The organism is Natronolimnobius sp. AArcel1 (assembly GCF_011043775.1).
Taxonomy (GTDB): Archaea; Halobacteriota; Halobacteria; order Halobacteriales; family Natrialbaceae; genus Natronolimnobius.
Genome location: NZ_JAAKXY010000007.1, coordinates 41,927 through 60,052 on the forward strand (window position 1 = coordinate 41,927; position 18,126 = coordinate 60,052).

Consider the following 18,126-nt stretch of genomic DNA (forward strand, 5'->3'; position numbering starts at 1 on the left):
TCGACAAGCAGTTTACGACGCGATTGAGAAATTCAACGATGAAGAAATCATTATAAATTAACTGATAAGGAACGGAATCGGATTTTCAAAGCGCCAGATATCGTTTCGCTTGTCGAATCTTATTAATATTTCTCAAATCTACGCACTCCAATCACAATATATAATAAGAACTTTTATGTATGGTGTATCAATCATGTCTAGAAAAGTAAATCAATTACTGGCTATAATTCTATCAATTTTACTTATAACATCAATTGTTTCTCCTATTGCAGTTGCCTCATCACCAGAATACCAAGATAAGTCAATCAAACAACCTGAATTGGCACAGCAATCACAACTTGCATTCACCGATAATTCGACTGACAACCCACCTGATACCGATCAAAATATTCTCGAAACACAGTATTCACCAGTTGAGCGAATATGGCTTGCAAATGAGTCACTTTCTCAACTTAAAGCATCAGAAGAAAACAAACATCATGTGACGGAAGCGACAAACGAACTGGCAATTTCACTCGAGCACTATGATGATGTCTATCGACCAGTTGACCGAACTTCATTCGACGCACAAGCGAGAGCACTTCACAGTCTATCGAGGGCAACTGGTAGTTATCATGATGAGGCACTCAACGAGAGCGCACACGAAATCTTCAATGCGAGTGAACAGTCCGCACACGTTGCCATCAACGATGCTAAGCACTCACTTGAACATTTTGGCGATGAAATCGACGAGCCAGCCCAATATCAGCAGGTTGAGCAGGCAATTGACGATGCTGAAGCCGCTCTTAATCGAGGAGAATCATCTGTCGAGGGCGCCAATCAGTATGAATTAGAACGCGAGATCAGAACACATGCAGACGCGATTGATCATTATCGAGAGGCAGTCCACCATACTGAACGAGCACTTGATACAGCAAGCGAACATACTGAACCAGAACTTTTCGTTACAACAACCCAACCATTTGAACATAATGGGTCTGTAAAGGTGGGACTTGAAGCGACGGTATTCGGTGCTGATGCTACAAGGTTTAGTACGTTCGATGTGGCTTCCGAAGAAAACATCGTCGATACTGAATCTCTTCACACTCCAGGCGTTGACGGACACCTCGCGACTGGGATGGCCCAACTTGAACTGGAACCCAATGATAATGTTACACTCGAAGTGACCACAACGGATGGCGACCGGACAGTGACACAGGAAACCACTGTCCAAACTGACGAACGTAACGTAACGACGCCACCGCGTGATCCAGATAAATCATATGATGTCAATGTCTCTGATGATGAAAGTGGAACTGTAGTCAATGCGACTGGTGACGGTCTCGGTCCAGATGCGGTCACAGTCACTAATCAATCAGATTCTGGTGATGCTGAATATCGTGCAGCACCGATGGTGCGAATAGAGAACGAAACGGCCATTGACGACGCGTCGGTTACGATCCCGCTTGATGATGATATTGAATCTGAAACTGATTCACTCGCGATGTACACGTGGGACCCAACTAGTGATGATTCGTGGAGTTCAATAGAGTCAGAGATAGATCTTGAAGAGCAGACAGCAACTGCAGAGGTAGATGGATTCTCGTTCTTTTCGGTGTTTGACACTGAACAGTGGGACGATTTCACGACAGATGTGATTGTTCTCGAAGATAGGCACTTTGAGAACAGTACGTATGCGGGGGATAATTCGTTGGATAAGGAAGCGACGCAGGCGTTGTCTGAGAGTTCCATAGAACCAAATGTTGGTGAAAGTCGCATCGCACATAACACGGCGGAGAACGCATCAGACAATCTCACCGAGGATACCCTCTCTGAGGAGCGATTAACGTCTACAGACTCGATTACGTCAACCGAATATGATACCGTAGATGACCCACTCGAATACACAGTCACAGTCACTGATTCAGATGGTACTGAGGTTGGATCTGCTTCTGTTCTCGACGACCACGATCCAGACGAGTATGGCAATCACCTGAATTTTAGATCGATTGGTGACTTTGTGTCCGACGGCGATCACGGCATTGTAGATTATATTCGATATGGTGACGGTGAACTGATAGAGAATTTTGAGTCAGGTGACTTCGACAATTACACGCGTACAAGTGATGGAGGCGCTGAGTCTCGCATTGTATCTGATCTAACGTCAAATGGCCAGTATGCACTGGAATTAGAAACAGGGCCGCAAGGAACCTACTACACTTCAAATGACGAACTCATCGAACTTGAATCGGGAACAACCATCAAGGGTGACATTCGCCATGAGACGGACAATTCGGGCTCGTATGCAATGCGAACGGGATTCGAAGTCGGAACAGAGCCTGATAGATCTGATGGTGTTGCAGTTCGACTGACAAACCCCGGAACTCAGCGGACTGAGGGGTTACAACTCCGTACACCGAATAATGAGAGTCACGTAGAGTTCACTCCATCGCTTGGCGAATTCTATACTGTTCAAATCGACATCGGAGACGTTGAGTCGGATGATGAACCGAAAACCCTCCTTGATTCGAACAATGACGGTATTCCGGACGCAGTCACCGAGATGGATCTTCGAATTGCGGATGGTGACGACAATGTCATCGGTGACCCGCTCGAATTAGATCCCTTTTCCCTGGATACGAGTGGTGACGGACGACCCGACAACGAGACAGTCGACATAGACTGGGAAGTCATCGAAGAAGATAATCAAACGAAACTCGAGGCACACCTCAACCATGTTGAATCCCACCCTGCTCGTGTAGATACGACCGGTGACGGCCTTCCAGATCAACAACAACTCGATGGTTGGGAAATAGATATCGTCGACAACCATGAGGATGCGCTTGAGTTGATGGAAGCAGTCACGGAACCGGATGATGAACGTGATCCAGCCCAATTCTTCGAGACCCGCCTTGTTGATTCAGACCCATTAGTAAGCGATACGAGCGGAAATAGACTGACCGATGTTGAGGAATTTGAGTTAGGAACCAACCCCCGGCAGAGCGACACGACTGATGACGGTATCTCTGATACGCAGGCACTTTCACTCGACAGTGAAGACCCGACGGTGTTCACCACAACGCCTCCTGAGGCCACACTATTAAATTACGAACAATCCTCTCAGTGGGCGAGTTTCGACCGTCCTCGCTGGCACTTCAGCTATACCTATCAATTGGAGGATGAAGCGGGAATTTCGTCGTTCGAAGTACTTCGAGAGGGTTCCTCGATTGACGAAGAAACGTTTTCACCTCCACCAACGGCTCTTACGTGGAATACACAGTATGAGTCGCTATGGGAGGGCTCCATGACAGCACTTCGTGGCTCGGAGACGATGGTTGAGGCGAGTGATATCCACGGGAATGTCCAAGATCAACTCCTTCACAGTCAATCGTCTTTCTACGGTGAACTAAGTCAGCATGGACTTGATCCGAACGCGGCTGGCACGCTCTCAGGCTTCACTCACGGTGCCTCAGAACTCCCTGAATTCGTTATGTTAGTGTTGTCTGATCCTGTTGGGGTCTACAGCTCACTAACAGCGTTCGCCGACGAGCTTGATCCGGAGTTAGTCCAATAAATAATCGAAAATTTACCTGAAAGCGTCGAACAACAACAAGATCGTGATAATCCGTATGACCAGTATGAAAATCCTGATGAATATGATGCATATGCAATGGGTTGGTACGAAGGCTACGCTACCCACTTCGTCGCATCGATGGCATACGGCGGAACTATTACTAGGGGAGTTTCTGAGTCGACTGGTTTGTCAAATCGCCTTGACACGGCAAGAGCTGGTTTGGACGATGTCACACCAACTCTTCGAGCAGGACAAGGATCTCAAACTGCACAAATAAGTCAACGAGTGGTGTCTGATGGTGGGAACCCGCAAATCGATACACCAACTGTCATGCGAGGTCTCCAAGAACGGGGATTCTCACCTGGAAAACAGGATATTGCACTTACACGGCTTGATGAGATCCCTAACAGTCACCTTGAAGCGTTGTCCTCGAGCGATCAAACAGCTCTCGCAGCCCGATTAGCAAATAGTGCTGATGGGGATGCAACTGTTCGATTCGTCAGTGATATCACTGATCCAAATGATGTACAACAAGTTCTTAACGAAAATCTAGCGACCACTAATCGATTGAGTGAATTGTATGACAATCGAAATCTTGATACAGGGCAGAGTGGAAATCTACAGTATCGACACTTAGATATCGATGAAGCCTCTGACCTCGTTCGTATAACGCAGCAAACTGACATCGCAGATGTACAGTTAATCACGAAACGAGATGGCGAAGTTCGTTGGCTTGAGAACGGGAATCTCGATTACGGATGGGAGCATATCAGTGCGAGGCACATCGATGGGAACTATGGGATGGATACAGAGGGAGGAACAAGTATGTTCCCAACTGGGCAACAAGTAAACGGAGAATCGCTGCCAGGCACGATGTCACGAGAAGATATCAAAGATTTGACTTTCGAATCTATTAAAAACGGTGATGTTACGATGCAAGGTCAGAGGACCAAATACTACTACCAGCCTACCCAATCAGGCTATCCTAATACTGGTGTCGATGAAATGAGGGTTCATGTGAGATCGGACGGTTCGGTACTAACTACATATCCACTCAGCGGTGATGACGTTCAGCGATGGGTCCCAGAGCTTAATGATGGCCAAGGCGGTTGGGTAGACACCACATGACGACTAATCGAGTGTCCGACAGTGCTGAGATAATACCTTACTATGATCAGAACTATCGACAGGAGGTCATAGAGAACAAGTCCCCAGATAGCTGGATTGAAATTGCAATCAAAGTGGATGAGACGTATATATATGGGGACGAAGGTTCTGGAGTTACTGGCTTCGCATGCGGCGCTGTCCTCAATTTTCTTGATTCCGTTGAGGCAGTTCTCAATGACGAACAGTATATTGTTGAATTTGAATTTGGGCCATCTTGGTTAGCACTTGATCCGCGGGACGATGCCTCAATCTATGTTGGACGGTGTTCGACATTGAAAGGAGCGAGAAACCCTGATGAGCGCCTCGAAATTGACGTTCAACGGCCTGTATCAAAACAGGGCTGGATTGATGCGGTTATTGATACTGCTCGGGAATTCTATGATACCATCGTAGAACTCAATCCTTCTCTACTTGATGATGATTCTATGATACAAATACAAACTAAAATCATGGAAGTAGAGGAACACACTTTGTCTAATGACGGTGGTTATCGGGACTGAAACTACGATTTGACAGATACAGAGGCTCCGAGCAGGAAACAGCGCTATTCAACGAGCAACTCGGTGAGGAGAACAGGCATTGACTAGTGACACGATCGCTCCGATTTTGAACGGGATAGCGTCATCTATGGCGACGATTCATTCATAGGAGAACGCCCGGCCTTGTCTTATTCTTCCAAACACCATGTACAGCCGTGCCACTGTGAGTAGTCCATCGTTCTCACGTTGATATCAAAACCGTGGATGGAGGGACTCATCGGCATTCTCGAGACGAGAGTATTCCAGCGGTTAGATTCCATATAGCTGTATACAATTCATATATGTCCGTATTGCAGGTAGAACTCTCGAGACTGCCACGAGCGACAACGAGAGCCGATACGGAACTTACTTGGTTAAATACCAGTTTAACCAAGTAGATTTACGTGGGTCGATGCCCTACCCCACAGTGACAATCGTGCCTGAACGAAATTCTGAACTTACAGCCGGTTCTCGAGCCCGCAATCGCAAGGAGGATCCAACTGTCGAGAGCATGGTCGAACGCTACCTCACCAAGAAACTCGAGGCTGGCGGCAGCCGCGCGACGATGCAATCGCCGCTCACTGCTTTTGCCATGTACTGCGAGAACCAGGGTATCGAACGCGTCGACGAGTTGATCGCCGACGACCTTCGGGACTACGGTCTCGAGTTGCGAAGTGCATCCATCGATGGCGACATTGCGGGTTCGACAGCGAATACGTACTTCCGGTACATTCGTGCGTTCCTCTCGTTTTGCGTTCGGGATGGGAAACTCGACACGAATCCCGCCGACACCGAAGCCGCCGAAGAGTTCCTTCCCGAAGATACGCCGACGCGGGACACCCAGTTCTGGGAACCGGACCAACGAAAGCGGTTACTCGAGTACGCCGACGAACGCGTCCGTATGGCACGTGACGAGACGATTGATACACCACTCGAGCGGGCCTACCGCGACCGGACAATCGTCGTGTTGCTTGCCGAACTTGGTTTGCGTGGGGCCGAACTCTTTCGCGACCCGAACGATGATGCCCGTGACGGGCTTCAGTGGGGAGACGTCGATCTCGCGAACGGCCGACTCGAAGTTTTCGGGAAGTCCCGAGAGTACGAGACCGTTGGACTGACCAGAGATGCGCAAGATGCCCTCGAGCGACTACATCGGATTCAGGATCCACCGACCGCCGAGTGGCCGCTGTTCCCCACCGACCACGCTGCGAGCAAGTACGACGCCATTGAAATGGCCACGGGCGAACGACCTCCGACCGGAACCGATATCGACACCGTCTGTCGCGAGCAACGGATTGCCCCGCCGTCGATCACCAAAGAGGCCGGTCGACAGATCCTCAAACAGTTGACTGCCGAGGCTAGGATTGGACTCACAGGCGACGCTGACTACCTCCAACCACATGGTGCACGGCGAGCATTGGGTGCTGAGTTGTATGAACAAGGCCACTCGGAGTTAGCCCAATCGGCCCTGCGGCACTCGTCGATAGAAACGACTCACGAGGCGTATTCGGATATCAAAGCGGAGGACGTTGCTAAGTCAATCGACGAGGTGAGAGAGTAACGACGGGCTCGAGAACAACCTACACCAATAGCTGTTTGATGTGCGAATATTACATTAAGCTTCCAGAGGGCGTGGGCGTACTACAATTGTCTCAGCGCTCCTTTCGTAGGTGGTTCGCTGAGAGTTCCTCGCGGAAATCTGGCTGAGAACGCTCTGGTGAATCGCCATAGGGCGTCGGATTTTGGTATTGGGCGTGCACTGTAACTACCCTTGATAAGGGGGCAATCGAGGTTGTTGGGGAGATAGCTCCCGCTGAGAACGATTACAAGAACATTCTCGCTGCAATCTTCCATATCTCAAGCCTCCAATCCGGACGCAGTCTAGTGATTCACCAGATCCAACTAATTTACTATAGTTGCCACGACCACTGGGATAAGTGATCTTTGGCATAGATCAACTGAAATCTTATCTCCTCATTTCCGTCCTTAATTAAACACAACTATCGGGTTCGATATTATAATGTTTGTTAGTCGCACGGTGAACGTTTAGGCTAGCTTGTGACTCTGTGTCGACGAGAGCGGTTGGTACGATTACCAAATACTTTGGCAAGTAGATTTATTTACTAACAGGCTTAAAAATCAAAATGGCGAGGGGTGGGGACTGTCATCGGCATCGGCACCCTTGCGAAGACATCATCACCTCGCCAACTCACCTTACGCAGACAGCACCGACCCCACTTCGGTGCTGTCGAGTAAATCAAATTTAAACTCCACAGCCACGATCGCTTCTATAGCAGAGGTAGTCCACAGGTGGAGTAAGATGCTTCAGTTCTTGAAGCTAATACCGTTAATAAACTTCGATGATGAGGTATTACCTTTTTCGTTAAAAAATAGATTATCTACGTTCCGTTGCCTTGCTTGAATTACCGCTGTTACCACGCTCGAGGTGTCTTTTTGTCGGGTGGTCTGCAGAGGTTTGACTTCGCAGGGATAATGGGACAAATCTCACGATTCAGTTGTGTGGAGGTACGCCAAGTGTCTACCATCAACCTTGTCGGAGAACTGAACACAAAGATCCTTGGCCTACAAATGATTGAAATACCTATCATGATGTGCACGACCGTTTCCACTGATCTCAGCTGCTGCTGCTCGGTTCGCCTTTCACTGATGGATCATATGGGTTCGGATCAACGCCATACTCCTCAGCGTGTTCGTGGTAGGAGAAGAACCGCGGCGCATCTGGATCGAACGGTCGCTCGAGTGCGTCGAATGCAGCCTTTTTATCCCAGTTTTGGAGGCCGCCGATCGCGGAGCGGTCCTCCAGATCGTGGTAGTCAAGTTCTGGTTCGGTGAGCTCCCACATTTCTTGGCCCGTCTCCGTTCGGATAATGACACTTGAATACTCGTCAGACGAGCCGACCGAGCCGACCGAAACGTCTGCACAGTAGCCGGTGAAATCAGCACACTCGTCGCAGCCTTTCAACGCGGCATTGTGGAAGTTCTCAATGTCCTCTTCGAGGATCATCTCATCGGAATGGTCCCAGACCATCATCTTACCGTGGAGGATATCCATCTTCTTAATATCCTCTGGAGGAATACCGCGTTTCTCCTCGAGTTGCTCACCAACAAACTTGTAGTAGTTAAAGTTCTTGGTACACATCAGTGCAATCGTGTACTCGATCGCACGAACGCCTTCCTCGTGGCTACCGTAGTCCCATTCGAAGTCCTGCAGGGCTTCGATTCCTTCGATCACACATGGCGTCCCGACGACTGCGAGACTGAGGTCATCAAGGTTCATTTCTGGGAACGTATCCTCAATGGATCTGTAGTCGAGGTATTCTAGTGCCATTGTTTGGTTGTAGAACGAACCTGCGTTCTCGATACACTCCTCGGGCGTGGTTGCGATAAGCGGTTCGGCCTTCCATGGCTCGTCCTCACTTTCTGTTGCGATGATCGCGCCGTCGATTTTGCCTTCCTCGAGCAGGCGAATAAGCATGGCAGTGACGAGACCACCGTCCTGTGCATTCGTTCGCCAGTTGTCTCGAACCTTGGCGGAGTGTTCGTCAATCGGGTCGCCGGCGCCTTTGACGTTGTCTTCTCCGCCGGTAATCTTCCATTGACGTTCGTATCGAAGGCCACCACGAGGGCAGAAGTCCCAGCAACGTGAGCATCCGATGCACATCTTTGTCTGGGTTGGTAGTCCGTTTTCGTCGACACCGATTGTATCGACCGGACAGACAGCGACACAGGTACTGCACTGGATACAGCGTCCCTCCTGGATAACAGCATGATCAAGTTCCGTAAACCAGGTTTCGGACGGTTTACCCCCCTCGTAGTCCTTCTGAAATTTTGGAACCTCGTTACCTCTGTCAGAAGCCATGTCGGGTGGCTCTCTTGGTAGTGGGTCGTCAGTGGTCATATGTTAGGTTGCTTATTACGGATCTTTATTAAAATTGTTGTTTATCGATTTGGGGTGACTCCCATTCCACATTTTGACCAGATATAATTCTTAGAGGGGACAACGGCCGGTTCTACAGAATTTCAGCTATCTCCGGCAAAAATCCCATCAGTTTTACAGGGTATTGAGGATATATCTGCGTGGGTTCGCACAGCGACTCTATCGATATCAAAAACAACTTTGACTTTTGCACCAGCGTGTCTATTAATCCACTCTCATAGAAGCGGTCAAAATGTGGAATACTGTTCCGCAGTAGCTCGTTCAATGGATGTTGTATAGCCGAACGAGAATTCCCTTTCTCGGTTGGCTATGAGCAACTTCTTCCTAATATGTTGTCAATTCATCTCGTTAGAAACCTCTTCTGCAGCAATTTTGCCGAATACGGCAGCGTTTGAGAGTCCAGTTCCTCCGGGATAATTATCGAAGAACAACCCGCCAACACTGTTTCCTGCTGCGTATAGCCCAGAAATCGGCTGGCCACGTGTATCGATTACTTCTGCACGGCTGTTCGTCTCTACACCACCAAAGGCGAATGTGATACCGCCAGTTACGCGATACCCGTAGAATGGTGGATCATCAATCGGTAGCGCCCAATTGGACTTTTCGGGATTGATTCCGTTGGTGTCGTTTCCATCGAGTGAGTCTGGATCAAACTCCCCAGGGTCGGTCGCATCGTTAAATTCGTTGACTGTGTTCACTCCTGCTTCTGGGTTATCGCATCCGAGTTCAGTAAGGACTTCCTCAATGGACTCACCTTCTACCCACCCACCTGGTCCAGTTGCACGCTGATGGTCTTTGAGTGGCTCATCGATCACAATATATGCTTCATGACCTGGTTGCTCGAAGATAATTCGACCGAGCTTTGCATACGTATGTGCTCGTGCATCTTCTCCCTCATCGAAGAAGCGTTCCCCTTCGCGGTTTAGAAGAACACCATACTGGTACCCATCAACACGATTTGCTCCTCCTTCAACGGGTGGTGAATCAGCATCAATCAGAGCCATGTGTGCACCGCCCCATTGTCCAACTGCGTTAGCGCCTGTTTCAAGCGCTGCATCGATAGCCTCACCGGTGTTGTATCGACTTCCGCGAACAGTCATTGCATCGTAGTCTGAACCATAGTACTGCGTACGTTTTTCGGGACTAGATTCGTACCCTCCTGCACCCAGAATGACTGCCTCGGACTCAAACTTAACAAATCCATCGTCAGTTATTGCCTTCACACCGACAACGCGGCCGTCGTCGTTACGGATGAGTTCTCGAGCTTCCGTTTTGTAGTAGACATCGGCACCATTCTCTTCGGCAGTTTCGACTAAGGTTGGGACAAGTTCCTCACCGTCAAAGAACGTCCGTGCGACAGTATAACCTACATTCAATGGGTCCATGTCCCAATTTACGCCAAGTTCGGTGAGCCATTCGATAGTGTCCCCAGCGTTATCGACGAGGGTTCGAGCGATTTCAGGATCTGCTCGGTCGTTTGTTTGGGACATGATATCATCGTAGAAATCATCAGCTGAATAATCGTTTATGTCAAATTCGTACCCATATTGCTCAATATCGGCATCGGCTGAAGGGACACGGAACGATTCACTATATCGTGTGTGGCCACCTCGTTTTTCTTTTGGTGCTTTCTCAAGCATAGCAACACTAAGGCCCTTTTCGGCCGCGCGATTCGTGGCTGCTAGTCCAGCCATACCACACCCTATTACTACTACATCGTACTCGCTACTTGTGGGCATACAATTAGCAGCGTATGAGCGCACCTACTAATAGTTATAGGGTACACCGGGAACGGACTCTGTTCAACGGAAACAGCGGAATCAATGTTATGGGGCAGTTGCCATCATACTATTTACGAGCTACAAAATGTACTATCCAAAATTTAAATATAGGTAACAAAACTCTCTCTCTCTCAGAAATGAATAGAACCTCACAATTATATGATAAGATAATTTAATAATGCACAGAAAATAGGCTATTAATTGGTTAGAACGCGTGCTCTGACCAACCGCCATCCACTGTTAAAACGGCGCCGGTTGTGAAACCAGCAGCTGGTGACGCAATAAATGCGACTGCACGTCCAAACTCTTCGGGCGAACCAAGCCGAGAGAGTGGAAGTTCGTTCTCTCGCTGTGTTGTTGCCTCTTCGATTGAAATATCTTCATCTTCAGCAAGTTGGGTAATCTTGTAATCAATCCTATCAGTATGGATTCCACGCGGAGCGACGCAGTTGACGCGAACACCGTTATTTCCATACTGCCTTGACAGTGTTTTAGATAGTCCGTAGATACCAGACCGGAAAACATTGCCAAAGAGACCGTACTTGTTTGGTTCTAATGCCGAGGCAGCAGCGAGATTCGTGATTGAGCCACTACCGTTTTGGAGGTATGGAAGCGCAATTTTACAGGCCTGTATCGTACTCCGAAGGATGGCCTGATATGCATCGTCAAACTCGTCCAGTGTAGCGTCAGCAAAGAATTTAGAGGCGGGTCCACCATGATTTGTTACAAGAAGATCTAACCCGCCAAGTGTGTCAATTGCGCCCGTCATACCTGTTTTAATTGAATCTGGATCGCTTAAATCGCACACTTGGTAACCGATTTTATTTGGGTCACAATTTGTCTCCTCTTGAATCTCTTCGACAGCCGTTGTCAAATTGTTAGGGTCACTGGATGTAATGACTACGGTAGCACCTTCTCTGACGAACTGTGTTGCAGCAGCTCGACCAAGACCTTTGCTTCCTGCCAACACGAGTGCAGACTTGTCAGCTAGTTCTAAGTCCATATCATCATTACAGAGAGGCCATACTTATCACCGTCGAAAATTGTTAGATAACTTACTTTAATCTGTAGTGGACTGTTCTCCGCTTGGTTAGTATCGTAGTGCTGTGTCTCACGCCTGTGGTCCTATACAATAAGATCGTTCTCATACACTAAAATAAAATATTAATTTAAATAAGAAAGAGAGAAAAACATCTACATAATGATTGTGCATATTATTCCCGGTATTGGTCCCGCAATACGGAACTTTATATACAAATACAGGGTTGATTTGTACCTATGATACTAAATCTCACAACAGGACTTCGAGAAATTTCGTGAGGTGGGACTTTATTACCCTGGAGGTCTCAGGACAAGTCATGAAACAAAATCAGTCGACGCCCCCGGTCAAATCGACCGAAACAACATTGGAGATTATTGAAGCGCTCAGATCGCTTGATGGCGGTCGAATAAACGAATTAGCAGATTACCTTGACCAATCGCCTAGTACTGTTCATAGGCATTTGAACACCCTGCTGAAACACGATTATGTTACGAAGGTCGGTGATGAGTATCACCTTGGTATGCGAGTGTTGACTATCGCTGGGTGTGTGCAAACACGTGATTCTGCGTACCAACTGGCCAAATTGAAAGTCGATGAATTGGCCGAAGAAACTGGTGAGCACGTCCAGTTCCTTGTTGAAGAGCATGGCAGGCGATATTACGTTCATACAGGAACTGGAAAGCAGGCTGTACAGACAGACTGTCAATTAGGTAAGACAGGCTATCTTCACTGCACCGCTGCTGGGAAATCAATCCTAGCAAATCTTCCAGAAGATTATGTTGATGAGATAATTACCGAACACGGACTTCCATCGCTCACGACGAATACAATTACTGATGAAGACGAGCTTTCTGACGAACTTGAAAACATTCGTAAGACCGAGATTGCGTTCAATTTAGAGGAATCAAAAATAGGACTGAACTCGGTCGGAACCGCTCTTATGGACCCAAATGGGTCCGTAATCGGGGGACTGAGTATTTCGGGACCAGCTCACCGCTTGAAGGGTGAAAGGCTCAAGACAGAGATCTCCGACCTGCTACTTGGAGTCGTGAACGAACTCGAGCTAAAGATCAAGTACGAATTGTAATACGAACGTACCTTTGTAATTGCAACATCAGAGGTTATTACACAGGTACTGTTGTAAGGTAGAACGGCATTGTCGGAATTACGTGTGTCTCTTTGTAATTGCAACATCAGAGGTTATTACACAGGTACTGTTGTAAGGTAGAACGGCACTGTCGGAATTACGCGTGTACTTTTGTAAATAAGTTTGACTCGGTCATTGGAGAATTCATTCCCGGGGAATTGAGAGAATGGTTGGGCTTACACCAGAGTTCCTGTAAACTTGTATGTCAATATCTACTCATCCAACACCAGGAATTGGATTAGTTATCCAACATTGATGAGGTATTTTGCTTAGACCGGTTGATAACGACGTTTGAGCGATAGCCCAGAACAATTTTATCAACAAGTTATTACTCACCGACAATATCTCGTCTTTACGTTATCTAACTATGAACCAAGATTTCGTGACACGGGATTGGATATGTGGGCTCCATAACCAAACTCTCGTATTATAATGATCTATGCTTTACTACAAATGGTCTATTAATAGCACTATGTATTTGTATTTTATATTGAGGAGGAGGTAGTTGGGGAAGTATGAGTCAGTTATATTGGTGGGTAATTGGAACTTTGAAACGTCTCAGCCAGGAAGTTCACTCGCAAATAGTGGGGAAAAACAGACCACCAGTGTATTGTTTCGGGATCTTGCTTCCGAAGTTTGTTTGATATTAGTCTTGGAGCTCTGCCTAACGAAGACTCGCGCTTTTTATCTCTCATCCCAATCTGAATATTGACGAAGATGCCCTCTTTGCTGCACTGGGGAACAATGAAATTACTGGTGAAAGACTTGACGTCTTTGTGGATGAAATGCCTACACCAGATCATTCGCTTATCAAACATGACGATCTCGCCATGGCACTAAACATCTCAGGAACCACAATTTGGTCTCTACGGCGAATGAGTCTCGGTGGTGAAAATACGTCGATAGGTCTACAAGAATTTACTTCCGTGGACAACACTCAGTGCGGAGGCAATCAATCGATGATGTTTGCCGGTACTGTATAGAGCGCTGGTTTGAATTACATTGATTGTCACTACCGGCAACGCTTTTGACGGATACACATGACTATTGCTTGTATGTGTCCAGTGATGCTACGGACCATTGATGCTACAGCAGTCGGAGCAATCATAGAGAAGACGCCTGGGCCCACCCAATTACACGTCGAAAACAAAGGGGGGTGGTGACATGGTACGTCTTGCTCGGTCTGCGGGTGGTGCGCCGTTGCTCGGTGATGACACCGGATACGTTCCACTCTCAGCCGCTGACCCCTCACTCACGAGTATTTGTGATGCCTTACCGCGTGCTGCGTCTGGTACTCTTCCGGACCCTGGTAAGGCGACTGCTGAGCCTATTCCGGCCTCAGACATCTCGTTTGCATCTCCGCTCGGAAAGTACGGTAAACTTTGGGGTATTGGGCTCAATTACGCCGAACATGCGTCTGATCTCGACGAGGATAGACCGACTGAACCAGCTAGCTTCATGAAGCCGAAAACCGCGGTGACTGGTCCCGGTGGCCCTATCCGACTCCCTGAACGGGAAATATCGGACCGTGTCACAGCTGAAGGTGAGCTCGCTGTCGTTATAGGGCGAACCTGTGGAAATGTCGCTAAAGATGATGCAGAGTCTGTAATTGCTGGCTATGTCCCTGTTATCGATATGACCGCTGAGGACATTCTCGAAAAGAATCCTCGATATCTTACTCGCTCAAAAGGCTTTGATTCGTTCATCGTCTTTGGCTCCTCTATACTTACAACCGATGAGGTTCGAAATCTCGAGTCAGTAACGGTCCAAACGATTGTCAACGGCGAGGTCAAGGCTGAAAATCAAGTTCGGAACATGATGACACCACCGCGGGAACTTGTATCCTTCCATTCTAACATCATGACGTTCGAACCCGGTGATATCATTTCGACGGGCACGCCGGGCGCATCGCCGATCGACGCTGGCGATCATGTAACTGCGGATGTTGAGGTTGTTGGTGATGTGAGCGCTGACGTCGTACGCTAACCGTCATTCAGCTATACTACCAACAACACCCCACTCTGTAAGAAGTGTTGGAGAAACGGCTTGAAGTTCTATATTTTAGCAGCCAGAAATTATAGAAAATATATATGACGGCGGTGCCATAGACCTGGTGTGAAATGCCGAGAAGTGTTTACGAAAGCTTCTCGATATTGTTGACGACCTCTTTGGCGTATTCGCTGGCTGCGAGCTTCTCGGCATCGTCAAGTTGGCGCTCGAGGTCGTATGTCACTTTGCCGGACGAAATGGTCTCTTCAACAGCGTCGCGGACGAGGTCCGCAGCGTCGTTCCACCCGAGGTACTCGAGCATGATACGGCCTGAGAGGATCATCGCGGTGGGATTGACCTTGTCTTGACCGGCATACTTTGGTGCAGACCCATGAACTGGTTCGGCAAGAAGGCGGCCATCACCGAAGTTAGCACCAGGTGCAATGCCGAGACCACCGATTTGAGCACCACATGCATCAGACATATAATCACCGTTCAGATTCATTGTCGCAACGACATCGTACTCGTCGGTCCGCGTCAGGATTTGCTGGAGCATGTTATCCGCGATGCGGTCATTGACTACGACAACATCATCGTCAGCTTCCCCATCGCTTTCTTCCCAGAGCGTGTCCTCGGTGATAACCTCATCTCCATACTCCTCTTCAGCAACCTCGTAGCCCCAGTCACGGAACTGGCCCTCGGTGAACTTCATGATGTTCCCTTTGTGTACGAGAGTGACCGAATCACGATCGTGCTCGAGGGCGTAATCAATTGCACGTCGAACCAGTCGTTTGGTCCCGAATTCAGTGATGGGTTTGATACCGATGCCAACAGGGCCATCATGAATGATATCGGTTGCGCCCATCTCATCTTCAACAAACTCACGAACTTCCTCAACATCATCCGTTCCAGCCTTCCATTCGATGCCTGCGTAGACATCCTCGGTGTTTTCGCGGAACGTCACCATGTCCATCTGTTCTGGCTCCTTTACGGGTGACGGTACACCATTGAGGTGATAGGTCGGACGGACGTTTGCGTATAGATCGAGTAGTTTACGAAGCCCGACATTCAGAGACCTGAAGCCGGCTCCCACGGGTGTCGTTAGTGGCCCTTTGATTGCGACGCGGTGTTCCTTGATCGCTTTGACAGTCTCATCGGGAAGATTTTCGTCATACTTTTTTCGGGCTGACTCACCAGCGTAGACACGCATCCAATTGATTTCCCGTCCAGTTGCCTTTGCAGCTGCCTGCAGGACGTCCTGTGTTACGGGACCAATGTCTTTTCCAACACCATCTCCATAGATAATTGGAATAATCGGATTGTCTGGAACCTCTGGTTCGCCATCGTCGGTTACTGTAATCTGTTCCCCACCTTCGGGGACGTCAACCTTGTCGTACGTCATAATCATTTGAACAGGCACACTCCATAACCATAAATTGTGCTATTCAGGTGTTCTTGTCGTTCACGAACTGCTATTTTTACTGCCCCCTGAAAAAAGGGAGCGGAAATCAGTTGGACTCTTCTGCGTCAACAGCTACAAACCGCTCAGGGACTGACTCATTTGCGGTATGCGTATTGACTAGCCCGATCAGTGTTTCAATTGTAGCACGGCGTGATCGGTCCGTTGAGGCACCGATATGCGGCGTCACGACGATGTTGGCATATTCGTGTAACAGAGAATCCACAGGAAGTGGCTCTGTCTCGAAGACATCGAGCCCGGCACCTGCGATTGATTCGTTTCGAATGGCCTCTACAAGCGCTGATTGGTCAACAATCGGGCCTCGCGCCGTGTTAACAATGGTTGCCTCTGGCGACATTTTCTCGAACGCTTCTTTGCCGATCATACCTCGTGTTTCCTCCGTTAGTTCGGCTGTCACTATAATTGCATCTGATTCCGTGAGCAGGTGGTCCAGAGACACGAGTTCCGTCCCCGTGATTTGTGTATCTACCTCGTGTACATACGGATCGTATACAAGCACCTCTGCATTGAACCCATCGAGCAAGCCAGCAACTCTACTCCCGACGTTTCCAAATCCAATGATTCCAACCGTCTGCTGGGTGACTGGCCGACTTGTCGGCATTGAATCCCGCCAATTGCCGTTCTCGAGGGCTTGTTGTCCAAGAAACACATTTCGATTGACAGTTAGGAGTAACGAGAGTGCGTGCTCGGCGACGGAGAGGGCATTAAGCCCGGGTGTGTAGACGACGGTAGTGTCGTTTTCTGCCGCGGCCTCGAGATCCACTGAGTCAAGTCCGGTACCAATTTTTGCGATCAGTTCGAGTTCTGAGGCTGACTCCAGTACTCGTTTCGTGACTGGTAGTCTTGAAGAGGTAATGAGTACCTCTTTGTTGGTCAGGGCATCGACCAGTGCTGTTTCAGTGTTTTCAACACCAATTTCGATGTTAACATCGCTGTTAGCCACGTCAAAGAGTATCTCGCGTGGTTTAATATCTTGATCGACGAGCGCCTGTACCATGGTTATTCTTCTCCTCGAATAATCGTGACAACTGGGCACGTCGCATTGAGGAGCAAGGATTGAGCCGTACTCCCAAAGAGAACCTTCCCGACGGGCGAGCGTTGTCGTCCACCGAGCACAATGTACCGTGCATCGTGATCGTCGATGTATCCTAGCAGGGCTTCTGCGGTATCGCCAACTAGGCCGACCGGTTCGTATTCCTGGGCGACGTTATCGGCCGCACCATCAGCAATCTTTTTCGCGTACGCACGAACTTCATCGAGGGGTACCGTGGTCCCTGTCTCCTCAACACTCGTCTGCTCGATCCCACGAAACTCTTTCTGGCTTAGGACGTGAACGATGTGGAGTTCTTCATCCATCGCTTTTGCGAGCGCCTCTGCTTCCGTGACTACGTCGTCGGTCGATTCGCCTCGATCGACTGCAGCTATTACAGGCATACACCCCGTTATACTCACTAACGGGATATATAGACTGGTGGTCGCACTAATTGAGGT

Annotated in this window: 13 protein-coding genes; 7 read left to right on the top strand and 6 right to left on the bottom strand. The window is 48.6% G+C overall.

Features of this window, described 5'->3' with window-relative positions; genetic code table 11:
- The first annotated feature begins 193 nt into the window (after window positions 1-193).
- From G6M89_RS20185 to G6M89_RS20200, 4 genes are all read left to right on the top strand, one after another.
- Complete coding sequence (locus G6M89_RS20185; protein ID WP_165163709.1) at window positions 194-3,553, top strand: hypothetical protein; 3,360 nt, start codon at window positions 194-196, stop codon at window positions 3,551-3,553.
- Between the two features lie 96 nt (window positions 3,554-3,649).
- Window positions 3,650-4,681 (top strand): hypothetical protein, encoded by a 1,032-nt coding sequence (locus G6M89_RS20190; RefSeq protein ID WP_165163710.1) that lies wholly within the window; start codon window positions 3,650-3,652, stop codon window positions 4,679-4,681.
- A gap of 11 nt (window positions 4,682-4,692) precedes the next feature.
- A complete protein-coding gene (locus G6M89_RS20195; protein ID WP_165163711.1) occupies window positions 4,693-5,220 on the top strand; it encodes a hypothetical protein in 528 nt (175 codons plus the stop codon).
- Window positions 5,221-5,749: 529 nt separating this feature from the next.
- Window positions 5,750-6,799 (top strand): tyrosine-type recombinase/integrase, encoded by a 1,050-nt coding sequence (locus G6M89_RS20200; protein WP_165163782.1) that lies wholly within the window; start codon window positions 5,750-5,752, stop codon window positions 6,797-6,799.
- A 1,074-nt stretch (window positions 6,800-7,873) separates the two neighbouring features.
- On the opposite strand, the gene G6M89_RS20205 is transcribed toward G6M89_RS20200, so the two are convergent.
- The 3 genes from G6M89_RS20205 to G6M89_RS20215 form a co-directional block, all read right to left on the bottom strand.
- Window positions 7,874-9,157 carry a Coenzyme F420 hydrogenase/dehydrogenase, beta subunit C-terminal domain gene (locus G6M89_RS20205; RefSeq protein WP_165163712.1) on the bottom strand — a complete coding sequence of 428 codons (1,284 nt, stop codon included), beginning with the start codon at window positions 9,155-9,157 and terminating at the stop codon, window positions 7,874-7,876.
- Between the two features lie 374 nt (window positions 9,158-9,531).
- Window positions 9,532-10,935, bottom strand: coding sequence for an FAD-dependent tricarballylate dehydrogenase TcuA (tcuA, locus tag G6M89_RS20210; protein WP_165163713.1), 1,404 nt, complete (start codon window positions 10,933-10,935; stop codon window positions 9,532-9,534).
- A gap of 247 nt (window positions 10,936-11,182) precedes the next feature.
- Complete coding sequence (locus G6M89_RS20215) at window positions 11,183-11,980, bottom strand: SDR family oxidoreductase (protein ID WP_165163714.1); 798 nt, start codon at window positions 11,978-11,980, stop codon at window positions 11,183-11,185.
- Window positions 11,981-12,335: 355 nt separating this feature from the next.
- Here G6M89_RS20215 and G6M89_RS20220 point away from each other — a divergent pair, with 355 nt between their 5' ends.
- The 3 genes from G6M89_RS20220 (at window position 12,336) to G6M89_RS20225 (ending at window position 15,152) form a co-directional block, all read left to right on the top strand.
- On the top strand, window positions 12,336-13,106 hold the full coding sequence (locus tag G6M89_RS20220) for an IclR family transcriptional regulator (protein ID WP_165163715.1): 771 nt from the start codon (window positions 12,336-12,338) through the stop codon (window positions 13,104-13,106).
- A 767-nt stretch (window positions 13,107-13,873) separates the two neighbouring features.
- Entirely contained in the window at window positions 13,874-14,149 is a 276-nt protein-coding gene (locus G6M89_RS22920; RefSeq protein ID WP_394352382.1) for an NAD(P)-dependent oxidoreductase, read from the top strand.
- A gap of 181 nt (window positions 14,150-14,330) precedes the next feature.
- Window positions 14,331-15,152 (top strand): fumarylacetoacetate hydrolase family protein, encoded by an 822-nt coding sequence (locus G6M89_RS20225; protein WP_165163716.1) that lies wholly within the window; start codon window positions 14,331-14,333, stop codon window positions 15,150-15,152.
- 148 nt (window positions 15,153-15,300) lie between these two features.
- On the opposite strand, the gene icd is transcribed toward G6M89_RS20225, so the two are convergent.
- From icd to G6M89_RS20240, 3 genes are all read right to left on the bottom strand, one after another.
- A complete protein-coding gene (gene icd, locus G6M89_RS20230; RefSeq protein WP_165163717.1) occupies window positions 15,301-16,557 on the bottom strand; it encodes an isocitrate dehydrogenase (NADP(+)) in 1,257 nt (418 codons plus the stop codon).
- Between the two features lie 106 nt (window positions 16,558-16,663).
- Window positions 16,664-17,632, bottom strand: coding sequence for a D-isomer specific 2-hydroxyacid dehydrogenase family protein (locus G6M89_RS20235; RefSeq protein WP_165163718.1), 969 nt, complete (start codon window positions 17,630-17,632; stop codon window positions 16,664-16,666).
- 2 nt (window positions 17,633-17,634) lie between these two features.
- Window positions 17,635-18,069 (bottom strand): universal stress protein, encoded by a 435-nt coding sequence (locus G6M89_RS20240; RefSeq protein WP_165163719.1) that lies wholly within the window; start codon window positions 18,067-18,069, stop codon window positions 17,635-17,637.
- Window positions 18,070-18,126 lie beyond the last annotated feature (57 nt).

Excerpts from the sequence above, each read along its gene's own strand:
- G6M89_RS20185 (WP_165163709.1), top strand. The coding sequence starts at position 194 with ATGTCTAGAAAAGTAAATCAATTACTGGCTATAATTCTATCAATTTTA.
- G6M89_RS20190 (WP_165163710.1), top strand. The coding sequence starts at position 3,650 with ATGGGTTGGTACGAAGGCTACGCTACCCACTTCGTCGCATCGATGGCA.
- G6M89_RS20200 (WP_165163782.1), top strand. The coding sequence starts at position 5,750 with ATGGTCGAACGCTACCTCACCAAGAAACTCGAGGCTGGCGGCAGCCGC.
- G6M89_RS20205 (WP_165163712.1), bottom strand. The coding sequence starts at position 9,157 with ATGACCACTGACGACCCACTACCAAGAGAGCCACCCGACATGGCTTCT.
- tcuA (WP_165163713.1), bottom strand. The coding sequence starts at position 10,935 with ATGCCCACAAGTAGCGAGTACGATGTAGTAGTAATAGGGTGTGGTATG.
- G6M89_RS20215 (WP_165163714.1), bottom strand. The coding sequence starts at position 11,980 with ATGGACTTAGAACTAGCTGACAAGTCTGCACTCGTGTTGGCAGGAAGC.
- G6M89_RS20220 (WP_165163715.1), top strand. The coding sequence starts at position 12,336 with ATGAAACAAAATCAGTCGACGCCCCCGGTCAAATCGACCGAAACAACA.
- G6M89_RS20225 (WP_165163716.1), top strand. The coding sequence starts at position 14,331 with ATGGTACGTCTTGCTCGGTCTGCGGGTGGTGCGCCGTTGCTCGGTGAT.
- icd (WP_165163717.1), bottom strand. The coding sequence starts at position 16,557 with ATGACGTACGACAAGGTTGACGTCCCCGAAGGTGGGGAACAGATTACA.
- G6M89_RS20235 (WP_165163718.1), bottom strand. The coding sequence starts at position 17,632 with ATGGTACAGGCGCTCGTCGATCAAGATATTAAACCACGCGAGATACTC.
- G6M89_RS20240 (WP_165163719.1), bottom strand. The coding sequence starts at position 18,069 with ATGCCTGTAATAGCTGCAGTCGATCGAGGCGAATCGACCGACGACGTA.